Here is a 22,726-nt window from a genome sequence, read left to right as displayed (position 1 = left end):
GAACTCCTTGTTCTTTAAAGCGCCATCACGGGGTGACGTGATCGGCCTGCCACGGGCAATAACAGCCCACAGCCATAGTGTGAGTGGCTCTTACCGGGCGGCCTGCGCTCAGCGCTTGCAGGATGGGTTCGATAAAACTGTTGCTGGCATTGCAGGTGGCGCCTTCGCTGTACGGCCCGAAATAAGCCAATTGGCCACTGTGGTCCCAGATCGCCACGGCCGGGCTTGCGCTCAAGTGCTCAGCGCCGGGCAGGTTGGTCAACGGCTTGATCGCCCCCAAGGTGGCTGGCAGTTGGCCGTGGGTGCCGGGTTTTTGTACCGAATAAAACACCACGCCCAACGGTCCGTAATGCGCGAGCAGTTCGCTCAGGTGCTGCTGATTACCCACATTGCACGGGCAGGCCGGGTCCCAAAAGTGCACCACGCGAATCGGCCCCGGCCCGGACAGTTCGGCGGGCAGGCTTAATACATCTCCGGCAAATAGCGCGGTTTGATCACTGAATGCGCGAATGTAACGGCCCTGAAACCAGTCATACGCGGCCCACAAACTGAGCGCACAGGTAAGGGTGAACGCGCAGGCAAGCAGGGTTTTGAAGGTGGGCAGGCGCATGCAAAAAGATCCTCGAAGGCCGCGTAGCTTGCCATGCTTGACCTGACAGATGAATATCGACGGTCTATAAAGCCTGTTTTGCGCGCACGCGCCCTGTTTGGAAGCCCTTATGCCTGCCCCGTTTTCCCCCGACACTTTACGCGCCAGTTTGCAGCCTTTAGCCGCAGCCCGGCCGTTATCGAGCGAGGGGCTGGCCTACCAGCGGTTTTACGGGTTGGACTTCGCGCATCACGCCGCGCCCGTGCAACGGCAACTGGGGTGTTACCGCGCCGGTGGTTACGATCTGGTCAGCCAAGTGTGGTGGCCCGAGGGTGTGCCAGTGGCGACGTTGTTTGTGATCCACGGGTTTTACGATCACATGGGGTTGTATCGGCATGTGATCGAATGGGGGCTGAGCCGAGGTTTTGTGGTGATTGCCTGTGATTTGCCGGGGCATGGCTTGTCCAGCGGCGAACGGGCCAGCATTGGCGATTTCAACCAGTATCAGGAAGCGCTCCAGGGTTTGTTCATCGAGGCGCAATCGCTTGGCTTGCCTCAACCGTGGCATTTGTGTGGGCAAAGCACCGGCGGCGCGATTGTGATTGATCACCTGCTGCATCAGGGCACCCACAGTCCGGCCCAAGGGCAGGCCATCTTGATGGCGCCGCTGGTGCGACCCAAAGACTGGCGTTGGTCAAAATTGAGCTATTACCTGCTGCGCCCGTTCGTCAAAGGCATTGCCCGACGCTTTAGCGAAAACACCAATAACCCTGACTTCATGCCTTTTTTGCTGGCCGATCCGCTACAGCCGCTGCGTTTGCCCACGGCCTGGGTCGGCGCATTGGCGCGCTGGATTGGGCGTATTGAAGAGGCTGCACCGAGTGCGCGCGCGCTGCTGATCATTCAGGGCGAGGCCGATAGAACGGTGGATTGGCGGCACAACCTGGGGGTGTTGAAAACCAAATTCACGCGGCCCGAGGTGCTGTTATTGCCTGAGGCACGCCACCATCTGGCCAACGAAACAGACGCGATACGTGCGCGCTACTTCGCGTTTCTGGATCAGCACTTCAACGACTAACCCGCAGGCTGCGATCTTTAGGTCCTAAAACGCTTACGGGGCCAGGCTCGACGCGCTTTGCCCGACGGCAAGGCCTGCGCGCACCGCCGTCAGGGCTGCCTGGTAATACACTTTGCCGTCTTGGGACTCGGCGAAGGTCACGAACTCTTCCAGTTCAGGGTCAGACAAATCGCGATAGACGAAGAGCAAGGTGTTATCCAATTCGCCGCCAATTTGCTCCATCAACCGTTGGCGCTGACCATTGAGCATGCTTTGCGCCTGACCACCGCCGAGCAAACCGGGGATCATTGAACTCAAGCTGTCTGCGGCGACGCCGGCAATGGCCAGGCTCACTTCTGCACCGGCCTCACGCGCTGGCAGCGCATTGGACAAGTGATTGATCAACAGCTGGCGAGTGGCGCTGGCCTCGATGCGCGGCAAGCCCTGTGCATGCTTGGCCAACTGGTCGCGGCGTGTGGCCAGCAATTCGGCGGCCACGATCTTGCTTCCCAGCGGGGACTGAAAAAAGCTCAGCGCCGGGGCCGGATCCGGCAAGTTCTTGCGCATTTGATCTTTGGCCCGCTTGTCCATTGCTTGCGGGTTGAAGCGCTGGCTGCTGTTGGTCACTAACGCTTGATAAACAGCAGGCGGCAAGTTGCTGCGATAGCGCTCTTGGGCGGCACTCAGGGCGTCATTGAAATGCGCACGTTGGTCTGACCAGCCAGCCACCTTGAACAAGTCATCCAGGTTGTCAGCCCATGCGGGTAATGAACAAAAAATAAGTAACGATAAAAACAAGCGGCGCATGAAGGACTCCTGTCAGCAGGTCGCTATTGTCCGGGTGTGGCGTAGGACTTGTCGAGATATCGTCTCTCCCAACCCGCTTTAAATGTGCGAGCGGTATTTATTTCAGAACACCGCTCTGCGGCTCTGTCAGATTTTGAGGCGTATGGATACTATGCCCGCCATGCAAATACCTTCTGATCATCCGCTGCTGCTGCGCATTGTCGACGACCTGTACGCACAGGGATGGTCGCAGCAAAACATCTTTCTGCCCCAGGATTTGACCCAGGAGCTGGCGGCCGAGTGCCATAAACGTTCGGTGCAGGGTGAACTGTCCCCGGCAGCGGTCGGGCGTGGGCCCAATCAGGAGGTCCGCGAAGGTATCCGCGGTGACCATATCCAATGGCTGGAGCCCGGTGAAGCACTGGCTTGTGACAGTTATCTCGGCTTAATGGAAAGCCTGCGAATCGCCATGAATCGCAGGCTTTTTTTGGGCCTGGAAGACTTCGAAAGTCACTTTGCGATGTACCCGCCCGGCGCGTTTTACCTCAAGCATCTGGACCGTTTTCGTGACGATGACCGACGCATGGTCTCGGCGGTGGTGTACCTCAACGACGCCTGGCTGCCTGAGCACGGCGGGCATTTGCGTATGTACCTCGACGACCGGGGTGAGTACGACGTGTTGCCGACCGGCGGGTGCCTGGTGGTGTTTTTGTCGGGCGAAGTCCCTCACGAAGTGATGCCCGCGACCCGCGACCGTCTGTCGTTGACGGGCTGGTTTCGGCGGCGTGCAGCGCAGGTGCTGTTGTGAGCCAAAAAGTGTTGGTCAGCCGCTGCCTGTTGGGCCATCGCGTGCGCTATGACGGCGGGGCCAGCGGGCCTTATCCACAGCTGACGAAATGGCAGGCCGAAGGCCGAGTGATTGCGCTATGCCCCGAGGTCGCCGGTGGGTTGCCCACACCGCGAGCCGCCGCTGAAATTCCCGGTGGCCAAGGCACGCAAGTGCTCAGCGGCAAGGTGCCGGTCATGACCGCGGACGGCGAAAATGTCACCGATGCTTTTGTGTCCGGCGCGCAGCAGGCGTTGGCGCTGGTCGAAAAGCACGGCATTAAAATTGCCATTCTCAAGGCCAACAGCCCTTCATGCGGTAACCGCTTGACCTACGACGGCAGCTTCAGCGGGATCAAAGTCGAAGGCCAAGGGGTGACGGCAGCGTTACTGACCCAGGCCGGGGTGCAGGTGTTCAGTGAACTGGAGCTGGAAGAGGCAGCCAGCGTGCTGGACCGTGTAGGCCCCGCCCGCTTTTGAACGTAGAGCCAGGATTTGAGTTCAGGTAACATCGCGTGCCACTTTGCCTTGGGGAATACGCGATGAGTGATAAACAAAAACCGCAGCCTGCTGCCTCGGCCACAGGTCCTGCTACCGCTGACAGCGCCGATGCAGCCTTGCACCACATTGTTGATGGCTTTCTGCATTTCCATCACGAAATCTTCCCCGAACAAGAAGCCTTCTTCAAAAAACTGGCCACCGCACAAAGCCCGCGCGCCATGTTTATCGCCTGCGCAGATTCGCGCATCGTGCCTGAGCTGATTACTCAAAGTGCGCCGGGTGATCTGTTCGTGACCCGTAACGTGGGCAACGTAGTGCCGCCGTACGGCCAGATGAACGGCGGTGTTTCAACCGCTATCGAGTACGCCGTGCTGGCATTGGGCGTGCAGCACATCATCATTTGCGGGCATTCGGATTGCGGCGCGATGCGGGCCGTGCTCAACCCCGCCAGCTTGAAAAAAATGCCGACCGTTAAAGCCTGGTTGCACCACGTAGAAGTGGCCAAAACCATGGTGCAGGACAACTGTAACTGCGCCAACGAAGCCGAAAGCATGCACGTATTGACCGAAGAAAACGTGATTGCCCAGTTGCAGCATTTGCGCACGCACCCCTCAGTGGCATCGCGCATGGCCAGCGGGCATCTGTTCATTCACGGCTGGGTGTACGACATCGAAACCAGCGCCATTAAAGCGTACGACGCGGACAAAGGTGCCTTCCTGCCGCTCGATGGCGCTACCCCGATCCCGAGTGCGACGCCCAAAGCGCGCTTTTAACCACCGCCTGTCAGGTTAAAAATTCAGCCCGACGCCCAACTGCTTGGACAGGCACGGCCAGCGTTTCCAGGCAGCACCGGTCTGTGGGCTGATCAGCTTCTCGCGGTAGGCTTCGACCGACTCCAGCGCAAAGCTTTCGTCGTTGAGCATCTCGTCAACGGCGTGGTGCACCACTTCGTCCAATTGGTTGGCGAACGTTTCGCCGATCAATTGGTGCGCGATCAGGTTGGCCACGGTGGTGTCCAGCGGGATCAGCGGCTGTTGGAAGTGCTTGATGTACAGGTCGTTGACCTCTTCCACCAGACGGTGCGCCAGGTACGCTTCATCCAGCAAACTTTCCAGCCCGACGTGCCCGGCCATCAGTGCAGGTGGCTGAAGAAAAAACTGCTCGGCAATCTTCAGCACCGGCTTGATTTGCGATTCGATACCCGCCTCGCGGGCGACTTCGTTGGCCGCGTCCAGCAAGTCAGGCACCTGAGCGATGTAGGCACTGACAAACCGGGTCATGACCGCATTTTTGTCGAGTTCAGGCAGATGAATGGCTGTGTGAAGGTGTGGCAGCGTGTCTTCCAATTGGCGAGCGAGCAGGCCTGTAAGGGCCTCATGCTGTTGGGCACGCAAGATCTGCTCGCGCAGGGCAGCGGTGTTCATGGGCACTCCAGGGGAACGCTAGACAGGGAATATCGTTAAAAATAGCCCACGTGAAACCCAGGGCCTTTTTCAGAGGGCGCGTATTGTTATTCATTTTGTGACCGGGCAGTGAGTGCCATTTGTCGTTGGAGTCAGTTTTTCGCTGTTTTGCCCCCTCACATTGCGGGGTTTAAGGCGCTGGCTATACTCGATTTTGTAAACGTTTTCTGATGATGCCCGACTGCCTGAGCAGGCGAGGCTCGGCGGTCAAGGTTCACTGGTTTGAAAACCGCCCCCTTGTAACGCAGGTACACACCGGCGCAATAACAAGAAAAATAAAGGGGAACCCGCAATGAAGCGACATCCACATCTATGGATGGGCCTGTTGTTGTGGTCTGTTTTCAATCAGGCGCATGCCGCCTGGACCGTGAACATGACGCCCGGTGCGACTGAAGTCAGCCATGCGGTGTTCAACCTGCACATGACCATTTTCTGGATCTGTGTGGTCATCGGCATTTTGGTCTTCGGTGCCATGTTCTGGTCGATGATTGTTCATCGTCGCTCCACGGGGCAGGAACCGGCCAAGTTCCATGAGAGCACCACGGTTGAAATCCTCTGGACGGTCGTGCCTTTGCTCATCCTGGTCGCAATGGCGGTGCCGGCCACCAAAACCCTGATCAACATCTACGACAGCAGTGAATCGGATGTCGACATCCAGATCACGGGCTACCAGTGGAAGTGGCATTACAAATACCTGGGCCAGGACGTCGAGTTCTTCAGCAATCTGGCCACCCCCGCCGATCAAATCCACAACAAAGCCCCCAAGGATGAGCATTACCTGCTCGAAGTGGATGAGCCGCTGGTGTTGCCGATTGGCGCCAAGGTGCGCTTTCTGGTGACCTCTGCCGATGTTATCCACTCCTGGTGGGTGCCAGCCTTCGCGGTCAAACGTGACGCCATACCGGGTTTTATCAACGAAGCCTGGACGCGCGTCGAGAAACCCGGCGTCTACCGTGGCCAGTGCGCCGAGTTGTGCGGCAAGGACCACGGTTTCATGCCGATTGTGGTCGACGTTAAAACCCGGCCCGATTACGACGCCTGGCTCGCGGAGCGCAAGGCCCAGGCTGCGCAACTCAAGGAATTGACCAGTAAAGACTGGACCCGCGAGGAACTGATCGCCCGTGGCGACAAGGTCTATCACACCGCCTGTGTGGCGTGTCACCAGGCTGAAGGCCAGGGCTTGCCGCCGATGTTCCCGGCGCTTAAAGGCTCGCCGATTGCCACCGGCCCTATTGAAGACCACTTGCACCGTGTGTTTTTCGGCAAGCCCGGCACCGCAATGGCTGCGTTCGGCAAGCAACTGTCAGAAGTCGACATGGCGGCGGTCGTGACCTACGAGCGCAACGCGTGGGGTAACAACAAAGGCGACATGGTCACCCCTAAAGACGTGCTCGCGCTGAAACAGGCGCAAGGCAAATGAGCGGTTCATTGATGTGCGCGCAAGGAGTCAGAACATGAGTGCTGTTATTGATGACCACGGGCCTGCACACGACGACCATGCTCATGGCCCCGCCAAAGGCCTGATGCGCTGGGTGTTGACCACCAACCACAAAGACATCGGCACGTTGTACCTGTGGTTCAGCTTCTGCATGTTTTTACTCGGTGGCTCGTTCGCGATGGTCATTCGTGCCGAACTGTTTCAACCGGGATTGCAGATCGTCGAACCGGCCTTTTTCAACCAGATGACCACCATGCACGGGCTGATCATGGTGTTTGGCGCCGTGATGCCCGCCTTTGTCGGGCTGGCCAACTGGATGATTCCGCTGATGATCGGTGCGCCGGACATGGCGCTGCCGCGCATGAACAACTTCAGTTTCTGGTTGCTGCCCGCCGCGTTTTTGCTGCTGGTATCGACCTTGTTCATGGCCGGTGGCGGGCCGAACTTCGGGTGGACCTTCTACGCTCCGTTGTCCACCACGTACGCACCCGAGAGCGTGACGTATTTCATTTTTGCCATCCATTTGATGGGTATCAGTTCCATCATGGGCGCGATCAACGTCATTGCTACCATCCTCAACCTGCGTGCGCCCGGCATGACCCTGATGAAAATGCCGTTGTTCGTCTGGACTTGGCTGATCACCGCGTTCTTGCTGATCGCCGTGATGCCCGTGCTGGCCGGGGTGGTGACGATGATGCTGATGGACATCCACTTTGGCACCAGTTTTTTCAGCGCTGCGGGGGGCGGTGACCCGGTGCTGTTCCAGCATGTGTTCTGGTTCTTCGGGCACCCCGAGGTGTACATCATGATCCTGCCGGCCTTCGGCGCTGTCAGTGCGATCATCCCGACCTTTTCGCGCAAGCCTCTGTTTGGCTACACCTCGATGGTTTATGCCACGGCAAGCATCGCTTTCTTGTCCTTTATCGTGTGGGCGCACCACATGTTCGTGGTCGGCATTCCACTGGTGGGCGAGCTGTTCTTTATGTACGCCACGTTGCTGATCGCGGTGCCGACCGGGGTCAAGGTGTTCAACTGGGCCAGCACCATGTGGCAAGGCTCGCTGACGTTTGAGACGCCGATGCTGTTCGCGGTGGCGTTTGTGATCCTGTTCACCATCGGCGGGTTTTCCGGGTTGATGCTGGCCATTGCGCCCGCTGACTTCCAGTACCACGACACCTACTTTGTCGTGGCGCATTTCCACTACGTACTGGTGCCAGGTGCGATCTTCGGCATCTTCGCTTCGACCTATTACTGGTTGCCGAAATGGACCGGCCACATGTACGACGAAACCCTCGGCAAGCTGCATTTCTGGTTGTCGTTTGTGGGCATGAACCTGACCTTCTTTCCGATGCACTTTGTGGGATTGGCTGGAATGCCGAGACGGATTCCTGACTACAACCTGCAATTCGCGGACTTCAACATGGTGTCGTCGATCGGTGGGTTTATGTTCGGCACCACGCAGCTGTTGTTTCTGTTCATTGTCATCAAATGCATACGCGGCGGGCCTAAAGCGCCGGCCAAGCCGTGGGACGGGGCTGAAGGCCTGGAGTGGAGCGTGCCTTCGCCCGCGCCGTATCACACCTTTACGACTCCGCCAGACATCAGGTGAACCGCTGGCCCTCACCCACCCTCTGCCGGTGGGAGAGGGTTGGGGTTTTATAGGCAACAGGAGCGTCTATGGCCGACTCAACATCCATCAAGCGTCTCGTTATCCGCCTGTCATTGATGGTGGTGGTGATGTTTGCCTTCGGCTTTGCCCTGGTGCCGATCTACGACGTGATGTGCCGCGCATTTGGCATCAACGGTAAAACCGCCGGGCAGTACGAAGGCGAGCAAGTGGTCGACACCCGCCGTCAGGTGCGGGTGCAGTTTTTGGCCACCAATAATCTGGGCATGGTGTGGGAGTTTTACCCCAAGGGCGAACAGTTGGTGGTCAACCCCGGCGGCGTCTACGAGATGGTGTTTGTGGCGTCCAACCCCTCCGACCATCCGATGTCAGCGCAAGCGGTGCCGAGCATCTCACCGGCGCAAGCGGCGCAGTATTTTCACAAGACCGAGTGTTTTTGCTTCACCCAACAAGTGCTGCAACCGGGGCAGCGCATTGAAATGCCGATGCGCTTTATCGTCGACCGCGACCTGCCCAAGGACGTGAAGCACCTGACGCTGGCCTACACGCTGTTCGATATCACCGCGCGCCAACCGCCCGTCGCTGCTGCTGGCAATGACGTCGCCCGGCCAGCCCGATAAGGAGAACGCTCCATGGCAACCCCTGATCACTACTACGTCCCGGCTCAAAGCAAGTGGCCGATCATTGCCACCATCGGTCTGTTGGTGACGGTCTGCGGCCTGGCCACATGGTTCAACGACCTCAAGGCCACGCGCCCCGAGTCCCATGGCCCGTTGATTTTCTTCGTCGGCAGTCTGCTGGTGGCTTACATGATGGTTGGCTGGTTCGGGGCGGTGATCAAAGAAAGCCGCGCCGGGCTGTACAGCCCACAGCTGGACCGCTCGTTTCGCTGGGGCATGACCTGGTTTATTTTTTCGGAAGTGATGTTTTTTGCCGCCTTCTTTGGCGCGCTGTTTTATGTGCGTAACTTTTCGGGCCCCTGGTTGGGCGGCGAAGGCAGCAAGGCGGTGGCGCATATGCTGTGGCCCAATTTCCAGTTCGCCTGGCCGCTGTTGCACAGCCCCGATCCGGTCCTCTACCCCGCGCCCAAAGACATCATCAACCCGTGGGGCTTGCCGCTGCTCAATACGGTGCTGCTGGTCAGTTCCAGCGTGACCCTGACCCTCGCTCATCACGCGTTGAACAAAGGCCAGCGCGGCGCATTGAAAGTGTGGCTGGGCCTGACGGTGCTGTTGGGGATCGCGTTTTTGGGCTTTCAGGCCGAGGAATATATCCACGCCTATCAAGAGCTGGGGCTGACGCTGGGTTCGGGCGTATATGGCGCGACGTTCTTTATGCTCACGGGTTTTCACGGCGCTCACGTGACCATCGGCACCCTGATTTTGCTGGTGATGCTGATTCGCATTGTGCGCGGGCATTTTAATGCCGAGCACCAGTTCGGATTCCAGGCGGCAAGCTGGTACTGGCACTTTGTAGATGCGGTGTGGGTGGCGTTGTTCCTGTTTGTTTACGTGTTGTAAGCGGCCGATCATGACGGTCTTTCGCCCAGGTCTGGTGCCCACGTTGGTGGTGGCTGTGCTGTTGCCCATGTTGGTGTTGCTGGGGTTTTGGCAACTCCAGCGCGCAGAGCAAAAGCGCCAGTTGCTCGACACCTATGCCCAGCACCGCAACGCTGCACCGCTCAGCGTGGAGCAATTGCTGAACAGCCCTGAGCCGGCGTTTCGACGGGTGCAATTGCGCGGTCATCTGGATGCGCAACACAGCCTGTTGCTGGACAACCGCATACGGGACGGCAAGGTCGGTGTAGAGCTGTTGCAACCGTTTCAGGACCTGGCCAGCGGTCAATGGCTGTTGCTCAATCGTGGCTGGATCGAGTGGCCGAGTCGGCGTACACCGCCTGTGTTCAGCACCCCCGATCAACTGCTGGAACTTGAAGGCTGGGTGTATGAATCACCCGGTGCGCCGTTCCAGTTGCACGCCGACCCGACGCACGCCGACTGGCCACGCCTGATAACCGCCGTATTCCCGGCCAGGTTGTGGGCCGAATTGGGGCGATCAGGCAGTGCAGATGAAATTCGTATTCAGCCAGGGCCTGTGGCGTATCAAGCCGACTGGTCGGTGATTGCCACGGGCATGGGCCCGGAAAAACACACTGCCTATGCCGTGCAATGGTTCGCCATGGCGTTGGCCCTTTGCGGTCTTTATCTGTACCTCGGTTGGCATAACGCGCAGGAGAAACGCCATGGGAACGGCCATCAATCCGCCTGATACGGCTCGCACTCAGACATCTGCTTCACGGCGGCGCGGGCGATTGCAACTGCTCCTTATCCTGTTGCTGACCCTTGGCCCGATGGTATTGGCCACGGGCATGTACAAGCTCAAGTTCTGGGTGCCCGACAGCCGCAGCTATCACGGTGAAATGATTGGCAATGGTCAGGACCGCGCCGCGCTGGGTGTGCAAACGCAGGAGTCACGCTGGCAATTGCTGGTGACGGCGCCGCGCACCTGCGCTGTGGACTGCCAGCAACTGGTGTACCTGGCGCGACAGATTCAAGTGGGGCTGGGGCGCGATGCCTCACGCGCGACCCATGCGTTGGCAATGGCCCAACCGCTGGCGGATGACTACGCGGCCCTGCTGCAACGTGAATACCCGCAACTTCAGCGCTACCCGCTGGACCTGCCGAGTTATACACAGGGCGCGCAAGGCAATGGCGCCGCGCAACTGTGGATCATCGACCCTCACGGCAATTTAGTGCTGCGCTACGACCCACGGGTGAAAGGCAAGGACGTGCTCAACGACCTGCGCCACCTGTTGAAACTGTCCAACATCGGATAGGAATACCGCCATGGCCAAAGCCGGATTTCGCCTCGCGTTGTTTGCCACCTTGCTGGCGCTGGTGGTGGTATTGCTCGGTGCTTACACCCGTCTGACCCACGCAGGCCTGGGTTGCCCGGACTGGCCCGGATGCTATGGCTTTATCAGCGTGCCCAACACGGATGCGCAGTTGGCCCATGCCGAGCTGCACTTTCCAGACACCCCCGTGCACGTCGAAAAAGGCTGGAGTGAGATGGTGCATCGCTATTTTGCGGGCACCTTGGCGTTAGTGATTGCCCTGCTGGCGGCGCGTGCCTGGCGCCAACGGCATGTGGCCGACCAGCCACTCAAGTTACCGGTGTTCATTCTAGTGGTGGTGCTGGCGCAGGCTGCGTTTGGCATGTGGACGGTCACCCTCAAGCTGTGGCCGCAGGTGGTGACGGGGCACTTACTCGGCGGTTTTGCGACCCTGAGCCTGCTGTTTTTACTGACGTTGCGTTTGTCCGGCGTGTTGCCCGCCCTCGCCGTGCCTCGGCGTTTACAGCGCTGGGCAACGGCCGGGCTGGTGTTGGCCATTGTGCAAATCGCACTGGGCGGCTGGGTCAGTTCCAATTACGCGGCGGTGGCCTGCGTCGACTTGCCGACCTGCCACGGTCAGTGGTGGCCAGACGCCGACTTTGCAAACGGTTTTCATCTTACGCAACACATTGGTCTCAATTACTTGGGCGGCCAGTTGGACAGCGATGCACGTACCGCGATTCATCTCACCCATCGCCTGGGCGCACTGTTACTGACGCTGGTACTGCTGGGGCTGGCCTGGCAATTACGCCGCGTGGGCATGACGCGTCTGGCGGGGTTGCTGCTGTCAGCGCTGGCGCTCCAGATCTGCCTGGGCCTGAGTAATGTGCTGTTCGGTTTGCCGCTGGCCGTCGCAGTGGCACATAACGCGGGTGGTGCAGCGTTGCTGCTGACGCTGGTGCTGGTTAATTACCACGCGCGCACGGCGCTGGTCAGGGTTAAAGCTCCACGTCTGGCCCGTTGGCGTTTCAGCCCCCGGCGTCCGGCCCCCAGCCCCATCCTGCTCAAAGGAGAACTGCCATGACGACCTTGCTTGGCGAAAGGCCGCGTCAGGCGTTGTGGCGTGATTATCTGGAGCTGACCAAGCCCAAGGTGGTGGTGTTGATGCTCATCACCTCGCTGGTGGGCATGTTTCTCGCCACGCGCGCAGGTGTGCCGTGGACGGTGCTGGTGTTCGGCAACCTGGGCATCGGCTTGTGCGCTGGCGGCGCAGCGGCCGTTAACCATGTGGTGGACCGGCGCATTGATGCGCTGATGGCGCGCACTCAGCAGCGCCCGCTGGCGCAGGGGCGCGTGTCTGCTGCGTCGGCGCTGGCGTTTGCCCTGTTGCTGGCGGTCTGTGGGTTGGCGTTGTTACTGGTGTTCACCAACGCACTGGCGGCCTGGCTGACGCTGGCGTCTTTGCTGGGCTATGCGGTGATCTACACCGGCTTTCTCAAGCGCGCCACGCCGCAGAACATTGTGATTGGCGGGCTGGCCGGGGCTGCGCCGCCGCTGTTGGGTTGGGTTGCCGTGACCGGGCATATCAGTGCCGAACCGCTGCTGCTGGTGTTGATCATCTTTGCCTGGACCCCGCCGCACTTTTGGGCGCTGGCCATTCACCGCAAGGCTGAATATGCCAAGGCCGACATCCCGATGCTGCCCGTGACCCACGGCGAGCACTACACCAAAGTCCACATCCTGCTGTACACCTGCGTGCTGCTGGCGGTGAGCTTGCTGCCGTTTGTGATCCACATGAGCGGCGTGCTCTATCTGGCCTGTGCACTGGGGTTGGGCGCACGCTTTCTGCATTGGGCGTGGGTGCTGTACCGTGGCACCCTGCCGCACGCCGCGATCAACACCTTCAAGTACTCTATTTGCTACCTGTTTGCGTTGTTCATCGCGCTGCTTGTCGACCACTACTTAGTGTTGAACCTATGACTAAAACTCAAAAAACCGTCTATATCCTCGTTGCGCTGGTGGCATTGATCATGGGCCTGACGTTTAACAAAATCATGTCGGGCCAAGGTCAGGCCGACAACACCACGCTGATCGATGCGGGGATCATCTTGCTGCCGCAGAGTCGCCAACTGCCGGACGTGAAAATGACCAACCAGGACGGCCAGCCGGTGGTGATGAATGAGCTGAAAGACAAGTGGAGCCTGCTGTTCTTTGGCTACACCTTCTGCCCGGACATCTGCCCGACCACCCTGGCCCAGCTGCGTCAGATCAAAAGTGAATTGCCTAAAGAGGTGCAGGACAAACTGCAAATCGTGCTGGTCAGCGTCGACCCCAATCGCGATACGCCGCAGCAGCTCAAACAGTACCTGGGCTACTTCGACCCGCAGTTTGTGGGCCTGACACCCGGCTCCATTGAGTCGCTGCAAACGTTGGCCAATGCGGTGAGCATCCCGTTTATTCCGGCGGACACCAGCAAGCCTAACTACACGGTCGATCACAGCGGCAATCTGGCGCTGATTGGCCCGGACGGCACACAGCGAGGTTTCATCCGCGCACCGTTCAACAACCAAAAGATGGTTGCCCAGTTGCCGGGGTTGGTTGAGAGGAAGTAAGTGGGGGGGACAAAATTTTCTGTAGGCGCTGGCGCAGGCTGCGAGCTTTTAAAATCAACTGCTCGCAGCCTGCACCCGCTTTTAGGGGCAGTGCTTAGAACGCCGGGACGATGGCGCCTTTGTATTTCTCAAGAATGAAGGCTTTCACTTCAGGCGTGTGCAGTGCGGCAACCAGCTTTTTCATGTCTGCCGAGTCTTTGTCGTCCGGGCGAGCCACCAAAATGTTCACGTAAGGCGAGTCGCTGCCTTCGATCACCAGCGCGTCTTTTTCCGGGTTCAGCTTGGCTTCCAGCGCGTAGTTGGTGTTGATCAGCGCCAGGTCAACCTGGGTCAGCACGCGCGGGATGGTGGCGGCTTCCAGTTCGCGGAACTTCAGGTTTTTCGGGTTTTCGGTGATGTCTTTGATGGTGGACAGAATGTTGGTCGAGTCTTTGAGCTTGATCAGGCCCGCCTTGTCCAGCAGCAACAGCGCACGGCCGCCGTTGGTGGCATCGTTGGGGATCACCACGTTAGCGCCGCTTGGCAGCTCGTCCAGCTTCTTGTGTTTGGCGGAGTAAGCACCCAGTGGCTCAAGGTGAACACTGGCCACGCTGACCAGTTGCGTGCCTTTGGCCTTGTTGAATTCATCCAGGTACGGCTGATGCTGGAAGAAGTTGGCGTCCAGGCGTTTTTCGGCCACTTGTACGTTTGGCTGGATGTAGTCAGTGAACACCTTGACCTTCAAGTCCACGCCTTCTTTGGCCAGCGCGGGTTTCACAAACTCCAGAATCTCGGCGTGCGGCACCGGCGAAGCCGCCACGGTCAACGTGTCGGCCTGTGCCGAAAACGCCGCTACAGCGGCCACAGCAGCAAATAACTTCTTCATTCAGCAACTCCTTGTGAACACCTGTCTTCAGGTGCCTGCCAGCCGCGAAGCTGGCGGTTACGTTTATTAACGAGAGGTCGCGCTTACTTGCGCGAAAAGTGCACCACCAGCCGATCGCCAACGGTTTGCAGAATTTGCACCAGAATCAGCAACAGCACCACCGTGACAATCATCACGTCAGGTTGAAAGCGCTGGTAGCCGAAGCGGATGGCCAAGTCGCCCAAGCCACCTGCGCCGACAACGCCTGCCATCGCGGTGTAGCCCACCAGCGTGATGGCGGTCACCGTAATCGCAGCAAAGATGCCGGGGCGTGCTTCGGGCAACAACGCATTGGTAATGATCTGACGCGTGTTGGCGCCCATTGCCTGAGTGGCTTCGATGATGCCGCGGTCCACTTCACGAAAGGCCGTTTCAACCAGCCGCGCAAAGAACGGCGTGGCGCCCACCACCAGTGGCGGAATCGCGCCTGCCACACCCAGTGAGGTGCCGGTAATCAGCACGGTGAACGGGATCATGACCACCAGCAAAATGATGAACGGCAGCGAGCGCAGAATGTTCACCACAAACGACAGGCCTGCATACAGGGTCTTTTGTTCGAGCAACTGGCGCGGGCTGCACAGGAACAACAGGATGCCCAGCGGCAAACCGAGCAGCACCGTGAACAGCAGCGAGCCGCCGAGCATGATCATGGTGTCGCCCGTGGCCAGCCAGATTTCGTACCAGTCGATATTAGAGAAGAAGCTCAAGAGGGTTTCCATTAGCGCAGCACCTCCATATGGACGTCGGCGGCGGTGAAGCGCGCGAAAGCAGCGTCCATGTCGCCACCGGTGATGGCGAGGGTCAGTTGCCCATAAGGGGTGTCTTTGATGCGGTCGATGCGGCCAGCCAGGATGCTGTAGTCCACACCGGTTTCACGGGCGATGGTGCCCAGCAAAGGTGCGTAGGTAGCTTCGCCCTGGAAGGTCAGGCGCACGATGCGGCCTGGCACGTGAGCGAAGTCGTCGCGCTGTTCGCTTTCGTCGACTTGCTCGTCTTCCTGCACAAAACGCCGGGTGGTCGGGTGCTTGGGGTGCAAGAACACATCGGCCACCGGGCCTTGCTCCACGATCTTGCCCGCATCCATAACCGCGACCACATCACACACGCGACGAATCACGTCCATCTCGTGGGTGATCAGGACGATGGTCAACTTCAACTCGCGGTTGATTTCGGCCAGCAATTGCAGCACCGAGGCCGTGGTTTGCGGGTCGAGGGCGCTGGTGGCTTCGTCACACAGCAGCACTTTGGGCTTGGTGGCCAAGGCGCGGGCAATCCCCACCCGTTGTTTTTGGCCGCCCGAGAGTTGCGCCGGGTACTTTTTGGCGTGGTCAGCCAGGCCGACACGGGCCAGCAGTTCAGCGGCGCGCTGCTCGATCTCACTGCGCGACAGTTCGCCAGCCAGCGTCAGCGGCAGCGCCACGTTGTCAGCCACCGTCTTGGAGGCCAGCAGGTTGAAGTGCTGGAAGATCATGCCCACCTGCTGACGGAAACGGCGCAGGCCGTTGGCGTCCATCGCAGTGACGTCTTCGTTGTCGACGATGATCTGGCCACCGCTCGGTGTTTCGAGGCGGTTGATCAGGCGCAGCAATGTACTTTTGCCCGCGCCGGAGTGGCCAATCAGGCCAAACACCTGGCCGCTCTCGACACGCAAACTGGTGGAGTGCAGCGCGGGAATGTCCTTACCGGCGACCCGGTAAGTTTTATGAACGTTATGAAACTCAATCACGTAGCGAACCTTGTGGGGCGCGTAAAAAGAAGATCAGCGGTAAGCCGGGCGCGCATTTTAGCCTGTCCGTATAGAGGTTCTTAGCATTTATTTGTGCGCGAACCTTTGATTTGGCAATAAGACGATCAAAGGTCAGAAAAAAGGAACGCTGCCAAGGGCCGCCAGTCACTAGTGGAGCAACTCACTTCCCGTCTCGGGACATTTGTCTACAAAGCCCGGCCAATGGGGCTTTTGCCAACAAGGAGTTTAGTCTGATGAGCAGCAAAAAACCGTCTTCGAACAAGAGCCAGATGGCCGGAACCGACACCTTGGATCGTGGCAACACGAACGTCAAACTCGACAGCCTCCAACCTTTTAGGGATGACGCGACCGATCAAGCGCTGCGCACCAACCAGGGGGTGAAGATTGCAGACAATCAAAACACCCTCAAAGTGGGCGCCCGAGGCCCTTCGTTGCTGGAAGACTTCATCATGCGCGAGAAGATCACGCATTTTGACCATGAGCGCATTCCTGAGCGCATCGTGCATGCCCGTGGCACCGGCGCACATGGCTACTTTCAGACCTACGAAGCGCATTCGGCGTTGACCAAAGCAGGATTCCTGCAAGATCCGAGCAAAAAGACGCCTGTATTTGTGCGTTTTTCGACCGTGCAGGGGCCGCGCGGCTCCGGCGATACCGTGCGTGATGTCCGCGGGTTTGCTGTGAAGTTTTTCACCGACGAAGGCAACTTCGACCTGGTCGGCAACAATATGCCGGTGTTCTTCATTCAGGATGCGATCAAGTTTCCTGACTTTGTGCATGCCGTAAAGCCTGAGCCGCATAACGAGATTCCTACAGGCGGTTCGGCGCATGACACCTTCTGGGACTTTGTGTCGCTGGTGCCAGAGTCTGCGCACATGGTGATTTGGGCGATGTCTGACCGCGCCATTCCCAAAAGCCTGCGCAGCATGCAGGGCTTCGGCGTCCATACCTTTCGGCTGATCAATGCTGAGGGTACGTCCAATTTCGTCAAATTCCATTGGCGCCCCAGCGCGGGCACGTGTTCGCTGGTGTGGGATGAAGCGCAAAAACTCGCAGGCAAAGACACCGACTTCCATCGCCGCGACCTATGGGACTCGATTGAAGTCGGCGATTACCCGGAATGGGAGTTGGGGGTACAGATCATTAGCGAGGCGGACGAGCATAAGTTCGAGTTCGACATCCTCGACCCTACCAAGTTGATCCCCGAAGAGTTGGTGCCGATCACCCCGCTGGGCAAGATGGTGCTCAACCGCAACCCTGACAATTACTTTGCCGAGACCGAGCAGGTCGCCTTCTGCCCCGGTCATATCGTGCCGGGGATCGACTTTTCCAACGACCCGTTGCTGCAAGGTCGACTGTTTTCCTACACCGATACGCAGATCAGCCGTCTGGGCGGGCCCAACTTTCATGAGATACCCATTAATCGCCCCGTAGCGCCCTTCCATAACAACCAGCGCGATGCGCAGCATCGCAGCACGATTCATACCGGTCGGGCGTCTTACGAGCCGAACTCCATTGATGGTGGCTGGCCGAAAGAAACACCGCCGGCTGCACGCGATGGGGGGTTTGAAAGCTACCCGGAACGCATTGATGCGAACAAAATTCGCCAGCGCAGCGACTCGTTCAGCGATCATTTTTCGCAAGCGCGGCTGTTTTTCCACAGCATGAGCAAGCATGAACAAGAGCACATCATCTCGGCGTACAGCTTTGAGTTGGGCAAGGTCGAGCGCGAGCACATTCGGGCACGCCAAGTGAATGAGATTCTGGCCAACATTGATCTTGAGCTGGCCAAGCGTGTGGCTGACAACCTCGGGCTGCCTGCACCCAAGGCGGGCACGGTCGCAGCACGCAAAACCAGCCTCAGTCAGTCGCCCGCGTTGAGCCAGGCCAACTTGTTGCCGGGCAATATCAAAACCCGAAAAGTGGCGATTCTGGCGGCCAACGGTGTTGATGGTGCGGCGATTGAGGCCATCAAACAGGCGCTGGCGGCAGAAGGCGCGCACGCCAAATTACTGGGGCCGACTTCGGCGCCCGTGAAAACGGCCGATGGCAAGTTGTTGCCTGTGGATGCGTCGATGGAAGGTTTGCCTTCGGTGGCGTTTGACGCGGTGTATGTGCCGGGCGGTGCGGCCTCAATCAAGGCGCTCAGCGGCGACGGGGTGGCTTTGCATTATGTGCTGGAAGCCTACAAGCACTTGAAGGCGATTGCCTTGCACGGCGAAGCCAGTCAGCTCCTGGACGTGCTGCATGTGCAGGCGGACGAAGGGTTGTTGGTGCTCAAGGACGCCAAGGACGTTAAAGCGTTTTTTGCCGCCATTGGCCAGCATCGGGTATGGGCGCGGGAGCCGAAGGCTAAGGCGATTCCGGCGTGATGTAGCACTTTTTAACGGAGGGAGCAGGCTGCGATCCATCAAAAGATCGCAACCTGCGGCCACCCGCAGGCACTGTGGGGGCGCGCGGATTTAGGGTTTGCTGGGGATCAGCACCATTTGCGCCGGTACGTGGCGCACGATCTGGCGTTCAAGCTTGAGGTCGAAATCCGGGTTGAGCTTTTTAACGCGTTTGCTGATCAGCGTGGCCAGCCAAGGGTAGTCAGCCGTGCGCGGCACCTGCAAGGTGACGCCACATTGGTAATTGACGATATCTTGCGCGATCAAGTCCAGTTGATGGCGAAGTTTCTTAATATCGGCGATGTTCAACGACACCGTGGTGCTTTCGGCGGCGGGGTCGATGACTTTGGCCGGTGGGCGCGCTTCGGCAGCCTTGAGGGCGGCTTCGGCTTTGTCCAGTTCGGCCTTGCGTGCATGGGCAATGGCACTGTTGACGCCGCTGGTCAGTGCAGGCGCCTTGGGCATCAAGGTGCGGGCACGGCTGAGCGCCGTGGCGGCTGCATTCACATCGCCCTTTTGCAGGAAGATCTGGCTGCGTTGCAAGTAGGCTTCAGCCAGTTGGCGCTGGTACTGCACCCACTGCGGGTCGTCCGGGGTTTGGGCTTGCAAGGTCGCCAATTCGTCTTCGGCGGTGGCAAGTTCGCTGCTGGCCAGGTTTTGCTCCAGCTGAGCGATGGCCGCAGCACGTTGTTGCTGCGCGATCTGGTCGGCAGTCGGTGTGCTTTGGCAAGCACCCAGCAGCACACAAAATGCGGCCAGGAGCATATATCGATAGTTGAACAGCTTCATTCCTGCGGCTCTCTAAGTGCGCAAAAAACGAGCAAGTCTACACCCCTCGACGGGGCAGAACAAAACTCAGCAGAAACAGTGCAGCGGCACACACCACAATTGACGGCCCGGCGGGTGTGTCTTTGAACCATGACAACGCCAGGCCACCACACACGGCCACCATCCCCAGTAAACTGGCGCCCAACGCCATCTGTTCAGGTGAACGGGCGTGACGTTGTGCAGCGGCCGCCGGGATGATCAGCAGCGAGGTAATCAACAGCACCCCGACGATTTTCATCGCGACCGCAATCACGACGGCAATCAACAGCATCAGGGTCATGCGCAATGCGGCAACGGGCAAGCCTTCAACGGTGGCCAGCTCCTCGTGCACTGTAATGGCCAGCAGCGGTCGCCACAATGCGACCAATAGCGCCAGTACGGCGGCGCTGCCGCCGATGATCCACATCAAGTCTGTGGGGCTGATCGCCAGCAGGTCGCCAAACAGGTAGGCCATGAGGTCGATCCGCACTTCATGCATGAAGCTTAGTACGACCAGCCCGAGGGACAAGGTGCTGGGTGCGAGAATTCCGAGCAATGTGTCGGAAGCCAGTGGCTGACGTTGTTGCAACGTAACCAGCAAGATGGCCAACAGCAGGCAACCGACGGTGACGGCAATGGTGGGGCTGATGTCCAGCAAAAAGCCGAGGGCGACGCCCAGTAGGGCGGCATGGGACAACGTGTCGCCGAAGTAGGCCATGCGTCGCCACACCACGAATGACCCCAGGGGGCCTGCGACCACAGCCAACGCCAAACCTGCCAGCAGGGCGTAAAACAGAAAATCAGCCATGCTTGCAGCCTTCTCCATGAACGTGTGCCGGTGCCGGTGCGGCACCTTCGTTGACCACCGAGCCATGCAAGTCATGGGCGTGGTCGTGATGGTGGTGATAAATCGCCAGGCTTTGTGCGTTTTTGCCGAATAGCTCAACGAAAGCAGGGTCGCCGCTGACCTGTTCCGGGTGGCCCGAGCAGCAGACATGGCGATTGAGGCACACCACCTGGTCGGTGGTGCTCATGACCAGATGCAGGTCGTGAGACACCATTAACACGCCGCAGCCATGACGATCACGCAGGCGGGTGATGAGCGCGTACAGCTCGGACTGGCCTGCTACGTCGACGCCTTGCACCGGTTCGTCGAGCACCAGCAGTTCGGGTTTGCGCAACAAGGCCCGGGCCAGCAGGACACGCTGCATCTCGCCACCCGAGACACTTTGCACCGGGCTATCGATGACCTTCTCGGCACCCACTTCTTTGAGTGCGTCCAAGGCTTGATCGCGATCAACGCCGGGCACCAGTCGCAAAAAACGCAGCACCGACAAGGGCAGCGTCGGGTCAACGTGCAGCTTTTGCGGCATATAACCCACGCGCAGTTTGGGTTTGCGCCATACGCTACCGCTCGTCGGTTTCAGCAAGCCGAGCACCGCCTTGACCAATGTGGTTTTACCGGCGCCGTTGGGGCCAATCAGGGTCACGATCTGGCCCGGCTCAACCGTCAGCTCGATATTGTCCAGCACGTTTTGCCCGGAGTACGTCACGGTGACGTGTTCAAGACGAATCAACGCAGTGCTCATCAGGCCTCCCGGCAACCCGAACAAAGCCCGACCACTTCGACGGTCTGGCCTTCGACAGTAAAGCCGACATCGCGTGCGCTGTTGACGATGGCGTCACTGATGGACTTTTGTTCAAGCTCAATGGCCGCGTGGCAGGTGCGGCAAATCAGGAATTGACCCTGATGCGGGTGCTCAGGATGGCTGCACCCCACAAACGCATTGAGCGACGAAATACGATGCACCAGGCCGTTTTCCAGCAGGAAGTCCAGTGCCCGATAAACGGTCGGCGGCGCGGCGCGGCGCCCGTCCTGTTCGCTGAGCACGGCCAGAATGTCATAGGCGCCCAGCGGTTTGTGGCTCTGCCACACCAGTTCCAGGACACGTTTGCGCAGCGCGGTCAGGCGCAGGCCCTTTTGCGCGCACAAGGTATCGGCCTCGCTGAGGGCGCTGTGAACGCAATGGGAATGGTCGTGAGGACGGCTGGCAAGCGGCGTAATAGGCATGGGCGGCGACGATCTTTGAGAGAGACGTTATTATGTTACCCGTTTCAACCACTCTGAGTGCTCATCGTGTCTCGTCTTTTTTCGATTTTTCTTGCTTTCAGTGCCAGTTTTCTGGTGATTGGCCCGGTTCAAGCGGACGTTAACGTGCTGACCAGCATCAAGCCTCTGCAATTGATTGCCGCGGCTGTACAGGACGGTGTGGGCCAGCCCGAAGTGCTGCTGCCACCCAATGCATCGCCCCACAGCTTTGCGCTGCGCCCCTCCGACGTACGGCGGGTGCAGTCCGCAGACCTGCTGTACTGGATTGGCCCGGACATGGAAGGGTTCTTGCCGCGGGTGCTGACGGGGCGTGCCGCGCCTTCGGTATCTGTGCAGACCTTGCCGGGTCTCAAACTGCGCCATTTTGCTGAAGACAGTCATTCGCATGATGAGGATGCGGCCGAGCATGATCACGATCATCGCCCCGGCACCCTGGATGCCCACCTGTGGCTGGCGCCAGACAACGCCCGGGTCATCGCTGCAAAAATGGCCGCGGACCTCAGCGCGATAGACGCGCCGAACGCGGCCAGATACCAGCGCAACCTGAAAGCGTTCAATGAGCGCCTTGACGCATTGGATGCCCGCCTGAAAGCGCGTCTGGCCGGGATCGCCGACAAGCCGTTCTTCGTCTTCCACGAAGGGTATGACTACTTCGAAAGCACTTACGGCCTCAAACATGCGGGCGTGTTCAGTGTGGCGTCCGAAGTACAGCCGGGTGCGCAGCACGTGGCGGCCATGCGCAAACGTCTGGAGGAAGTGGGCAAGACGTGCGTGTTCAGTGAACCGCCCTTGCGTCCGCGTTTGGCTGAAACCCTGACGGCCGGGATGCCGGTCAAACTGGCAGAGCTGGATGCTTTGGGTGGCTTCACCCCTGCGACGGCCCAAGGGTACGAGCAGTTGCTGGAAAAACTGGGTAACGACTTGGCGAGTTGTTTGGAAAGCCTGTAAGGCGTGTAGACGCAAGCTCACCAGGTTACCCGTCAACCCCCCCGCTTTCAGGGCATCTGCCTGATGGCGAGGGGGGTTGAGTGGGCCAC

General features: G+C 59.2%; 25 protein-coding genes. 15 read left to right on the top strand and 10 right to left on the bottom strand.

The features are described from left to right. Positions 1-25: 25 nt before the first annotated feature. On the bottom strand, positions 26-610 hold the full coding sequence (locus AP059_RS20620) for a DUF6436 domain-containing protein (RefSeq protein WP_059765861.1): 585 nt from the start codon (positions 608-610) through the stop codon (positions 26-28). 109 nt (positions 611-719) lie between these two features. On the opposite strand from AP059_RS20620, the gene AP059_RS20615 reads away from it, so the two are divergent. Then, a complete protein-coding gene (locus tag AP059_RS20615; RefSeq protein WP_059765859.1) occupies positions 720-1,667 on the top strand; it encodes an alpha/beta hydrolase in 948 nt (315 codons plus the stop codon). Positions 1,668-1,700: 33 nt separating this feature from the next. Here the strand turns inward: AP059_RS20615 and AP059_RS20610 are convergent, their stop codons facing one another. Continuing rightward, the gene (locus AP059_RS20610; protein ID WP_059765857.1) at positions 1,701-2,453 is read right to left on the bottom strand and encodes a DUF2059 domain-containing protein; all 753 of its coding nucleotides are present in this window, start codon (positions 2,451-2,453) and stop codon (positions 1,701-1,703) included. A 151-nt stretch (positions 2,454-2,604) separates the two neighbouring features. Between AP059_RS20610 and AP059_RS20605 the strand changes: the two genes are divergently transcribed. From AP059_RS20605 to AP059_RS20595, 3 genes are all read left to right on the top strand, one after another. Continuing rightward, entirely contained in the window at positions 2,605-3,240 is a 636-nt protein-coding gene (locus AP059_RS20605) for a 2OG-Fe(II) oxygenase (protein WP_059765855.1), read from the top strand. After that, complete coding sequence (locus AP059_RS20600; RefSeq protein WP_059765853.1) at positions 3,237-3,737, top strand: DUF523 domain-containing protein; 501 nt, start codon at positions 3,237-3,239, stop codon at positions 3,735-3,737. Before AP059_RS20605 ends, AP059_RS20600 begins: the two co-directional genes overlap by 4 nt. Before the next feature lie 62 nt (positions 3,738-3,799). Next, entirely contained in the window at positions 3,800-4,531 is a 732-nt protein-coding gene (locus AP059_RS20595) for a carbonic anhydrase (protein WP_059765851.1), read from the top strand. Positions 4,532-4,546: 15 nt separating this feature from the next. Here the strand turns inward: AP059_RS20595 and AP059_RS20590 are convergent, their stop codons facing one another. Next, the gene (locus AP059_RS20590) at positions 4,547-5,182 is read right to left on the bottom strand and encodes a hypothetical protein (RefSeq protein WP_059765848.1); all 636 of its coding nucleotides are present in this window, start codon (positions 5,180-5,182) and stop codon (positions 4,547-4,549) included. 331 nt (positions 5,183-5,513) lie between these two features. Between AP059_RS20590 and coxB the strand changes: the two genes are divergently transcribed. The 9 genes from coxB to AP059_RS20545 all read left to right on the top strand — a co-directional run bounded on the left by coxB (position 5,514) and on the right by AP059_RS20545 (position 13,731). Next, entirely contained in the window at positions 5,514-6,641 is a 1,128-nt protein-coding gene (gene coxB / locus AP059_RS20585) for a cytochrome c oxidase subunit II (RefSeq protein ID WP_048363887.1), read from the top strand. A 34-nt stretch (positions 6,642-6,675) separates the two neighbouring features. Next, entirely contained in the window at positions 6,676-8,268 is a 1,593-nt protein-coding gene (gene ctaD, locus AP059_RS20580) for a cytochrome c oxidase subunit I (RefSeq protein ID WP_048402066.1), read from the top strand. A 68-nt stretch (positions 8,269-8,336) separates the two neighbouring features. After that, positions 8,337-8,906, top strand: coding sequence for a cytochrome c oxidase assembly protein (locus AP059_RS20575; protein ID WP_048363889.1), 570 nt, complete (start codon positions 8,337-8,339; stop codon positions 8,904-8,906). A 12-nt stretch (positions 8,907-8,918) separates the two neighbouring features. After that, a complete protein-coding gene (locus tag AP059_RS20570) occupies positions 8,919-9,806 on the top strand; it encodes a cytochrome c oxidase subunit 3 (RefSeq protein WP_059765846.1) in 888 nt (295 codons plus the stop codon). Positions 9,807-9,816: 10 nt separating this feature from the next. Beyond that, positions 9,817-10,554, top strand: coding sequence for an SURF1 family protein (locus AP059_RS20565; RefSeq protein WP_059765844.1), 738 nt, complete (start codon positions 9,817-9,819; stop codon positions 10,552-10,554). Continuing rightward, positions 10,529-11,122, top strand: a complete 594-nt coding sequence (locus tag AP059_RS20560) for a hypothetical protein (protein ID WP_059765841.1) — start codon at positions 10,529-10,531, stop codon at positions 11,120-11,122. Before AP059_RS20565 ends, AP059_RS20560 begins: the two co-directional genes overlap by 26 nt. A gap of 10 nt (positions 11,123-11,132) precedes the next feature. Next, the gene (locus AP059_RS20555; protein WP_059765839.1) at positions 11,133-12,203 is read left to right on the top strand and encodes a COX15/CtaA family protein; all 1,071 of its coding nucleotides are present in this window, start codon (positions 11,133-11,135) and stop codon (positions 12,201-12,203) included. After that, complete coding sequence (gene cyoE, locus AP059_RS20550) at positions 12,200-13,099, top strand: heme o synthase (RefSeq protein WP_059765836.1); 900 nt, start codon at positions 12,200-12,202, stop codon at positions 13,097-13,099. The genes AP059_RS20555 and cyoE overlap by 4 nt, the downstream gene beginning before the upstream one ends. Beyond that, positions 13,096-13,731: an SCO family protein gene (locus AP059_RS20545; RefSeq protein ID WP_059765833.1), complete on the top strand. Its 636-nt coding sequence runs from the start codon at positions 13,096-13,098 to the stop codon at positions 13,729-13,731. The genes cyoE and AP059_RS20545 overlap by 4 nt, the downstream gene beginning before the upstream one ends. A gap of 94 nt (positions 13,732-13,825) precedes the next feature. On the opposite strand, the gene AP059_RS20540 is transcribed toward AP059_RS20545, so the two are convergent. From AP059_RS20540 to AP059_RS20530, 3 genes are all read right to left on the bottom strand, one after another. Continuing rightward, positions 13,826-14,596, bottom strand: a complete 771-nt coding sequence (locus tag AP059_RS20540) for a MetQ/NlpA family ABC transporter substrate-binding protein (protein WP_059765830.1) — start codon at positions 14,594-14,596, stop codon at positions 13,826-13,828. A gap of 83 nt (positions 14,597-14,679) precedes the next feature. Further along, positions 14,680-15,354 carry a methionine ABC transporter permease gene (locus tag AP059_RS20535; RefSeq protein ID WP_048363897.1) on the bottom strand — a complete coding sequence of 225 codons (675 nt, stop codon included), beginning with the start codon at positions 15,352-15,354 and terminating at the stop codon, positions 14,680-14,682. Beyond that, complete coding sequence (locus tag AP059_RS20530; RefSeq protein WP_059765828.1) at positions 15,354-16,361, bottom strand: methionine ABC transporter ATP-binding protein; 1,008 nt, start codon at positions 16,359-16,361, stop codon at positions 15,354-15,356. The genes AP059_RS20535 and AP059_RS20530 overlap by 1 nt, the downstream gene beginning before the upstream one ends. A 200-nt stretch (positions 16,362-16,561) precedes the next feature. On the opposite strand from AP059_RS20530, the gene katE reads away from it, so the two are divergent. Next, entirely contained in the window at positions 16,562-18,754 is a 2,193-nt protein-coding gene (gene katE / locus AP059_RS20525) for a catalase HPII (protein ID WP_082706854.1), read from the top strand. 90 nt (positions 18,755-18,844) lie between these two features. On the opposite strand, the gene AP059_RS20520 is transcribed toward katE, so the two are convergent. Genes AP059_RS20520 through AP059_RS20505 form a run of 4 tightly spaced genes read right to left on the bottom strand, consistent with a single transcriptional unit; the run spans position 18,845 to position 21,650 of the window. Further along, complete coding sequence (locus AP059_RS20520; RefSeq protein ID WP_059765823.1) at positions 18,845-19,561, bottom strand: PA5502 family lipoprotein; 717 nt, start codon at positions 19,559-19,561, stop codon at positions 18,845-18,847. Positions 19,562-19,598: 37 nt separating this feature from the next. Next, positions 19,599-20,387: a zinc ABC transporter permease subunit ZnuB gene (gene znuB, locus AP059_RS20515; RefSeq protein ID WP_059765820.1), complete on the bottom strand. Its 789-nt coding sequence runs from the start codon at positions 20,385-20,387 to the stop codon at positions 19,599-19,601. Next, positions 20,380-21,168 (bottom strand): zinc ABC transporter ATP-binding protein ZnuC, encoded by a 789-nt coding sequence (znuC, locus tag AP059_RS20510; RefSeq protein ID WP_048402058.1) that lies wholly within the window; start codon positions 21,166-21,168, stop codon positions 20,380-20,382. Before znuC ends, znuB begins: the two co-directional genes overlap by 8 nt. Continuing rightward, positions 21,168-21,650 carry a Fur family transcriptional regulator gene (locus tag AP059_RS20505; protein WP_048363903.1) on the bottom strand — a complete coding sequence of 161 codons (483 nt, stop codon included), beginning with the start codon at positions 21,648-21,650 and terminating at the stop codon, positions 21,168-21,170. Before AP059_RS20505 ends, znuC begins: the two co-directional genes overlap by 1 nt. A gap of 66 nt (positions 21,651-21,716) precedes the next feature. On the opposite strand from AP059_RS20505, the gene AP059_RS20500 reads away from it, so the two are divergent. Next, on the top strand, positions 21,717-22,637 hold the full coding sequence (locus tag AP059_RS20500; RefSeq protein ID WP_048364281.1) for a zinc ABC transporter substrate-binding protein: 921 nt from the start codon (positions 21,717-21,719) through the stop codon (positions 22,635-22,637). Positions 22,638-22,726: the final 89 nt, after the last annotated feature.

This window comes from Pseudomonas sp. TAA207 (assembly GCF_001529285.1).
GTDB lineage: Bacteria > Pseudomonadota > Gammaproteobacteria > Pseudomonadales > Pseudomonadaceae > Aquipseudomonas > Aquipseudomonas weihenstephanensis.
The sequence above is the reverse complement of the archived record's forward strand: the minus strand, read 5'-3'. Positions and strand labels throughout refer to the sequence as shown.

Excerpts from the sequence above, each read along its gene's own strand:
- AP059_RS20620 (WP_059765861.1), bottom strand. The coding sequence starts at position 610 with ATGCGCCTGCCCACCTTCAAAACCCTGCTTGCCTGCGCGTTCACCCTT.
- AP059_RS20615 (WP_059765859.1), top strand. The coding sequence starts at position 720 with ATGCCTGCCCCGTTTTCCCCCGACACTTTACGCGCCAGTTTGCAGCCT.
- AP059_RS20610 (WP_059765857.1), bottom strand. The coding sequence starts at position 2,453 with ATGCGCCGCTTGTTTTTATCGTTACTTATTTTTTGTTCATTACCCGCA.
- AP059_RS20605 (WP_059765855.1), top strand. The coding sequence starts at position 2,605 with ATGCCCGCCATGCAAATACCTTCTGATCATCCGCTGCTGCTGCGCATT.
- AP059_RS20595 (WP_059765851.1), top strand. The coding sequence starts at position 3,800 with ATGAGTGATAAACAAAAACCGCAGCCTGCTGCCTCGGCCACAGGTCCT.
- AP059_RS20590 (WP_059765848.1), bottom strand. The coding sequence starts at position 5,182 with ATGAACACCGCTGCCCTGCGCGAGCAGATCTTGCGTGCCCAACAGCAT.
- coxB (WP_048363887.1), top strand. The coding sequence starts at position 5,514 with ATGAAGCGACATCCACATCTATGGATGGGCCTGTTGTTGTGGTCTGTT.
- ctaD (WP_048402066.1), top strand. The coding sequence starts at position 6,676 with ATGAGTGCTGTTATTGATGACCACGGGCCTGCACACGACGACCATGCT.
- AP059_RS20575 (WP_048363889.1), top strand. The coding sequence starts at position 8,337 with ATGGCCGACTCAACATCCATCAAGCGTCTCGTTATCCGCCTGTCATTG.
- AP059_RS20570 (WP_059765846.1), top strand. The coding sequence starts at position 8,919 with ATGGCAACCCCTGATCACTACTACGTCCCGGCTCAAAGCAAGTGGCCG.
- AP059_RS20565 (WP_059765844.1), top strand. The coding sequence starts at position 9,817 with ATGACGGTCTTTCGCCCAGGTCTGGTGCCCACGTTGGTGGTGGCTGTG.
- AP059_RS20560 (WP_059765841.1), top strand. The coding sequence starts at position 10,529 with ATGGGAACGGCCATCAATCCGCCTGATACGGCTCGCACTCAGACATCT.
- AP059_RS20555 (WP_059765839.1), top strand. The coding sequence starts at position 11,133 with ATGGCCAAAGCCGGATTTCGCCTCGCGTTGTTTGCCACCTTGCTGGCG.
- cyoE (WP_059765836.1), top strand. The coding sequence starts at position 12,200 with ATGACGACCTTGCTTGGCGAAAGGCCGCGTCAGGCGTTGTGGCGTGAT.
- AP059_RS20545 (WP_059765833.1), top strand. The coding sequence starts at position 13,096 with ATGACTAAAACTCAAAAAACCGTCTATATCCTCGTTGCGCTGGTGGCA.
- AP059_RS20540 (WP_059765830.1), bottom strand. The coding sequence starts at position 14,596 with ATGAAGAAGTTATTTGCTGCTGTGGCCGCTGTAGCGGCGTTTTCGGCA.
- AP059_RS20535 (WP_048363897.1), bottom strand. The coding sequence starts at position 15,354 with ATGGAAACCCTCTTGAGCTTCTTCTCTAATATCGACTGGTACGAAATC.
- AP059_RS20520 (WP_059765823.1), bottom strand. The coding sequence starts at position 19,561 with ATGAAGCTGTTCAACTATCGATATATGCTCCTGGCCGCATTTTGTGTG.
- znuB (WP_059765820.1), bottom strand. The coding sequence starts at position 20,387 with ATGGCTGATTTTCTGTTTTACGCCCTGCTGGCAGGTTTGGCGTTGGCT.
- znuC (WP_048402058.1), bottom strand. The coding sequence starts at position 21,168 with ATGAGCACTGCGTTGATTCGTCTTGAACACGTCACCGTGACGTACTCC.
- AP059_RS20505 (WP_048363903.1), bottom strand. The coding sequence starts at position 21,650 with ATGCCTATTACGCCGCTTGCCAGCCGTCCTCACGACCATTCCCATTGC.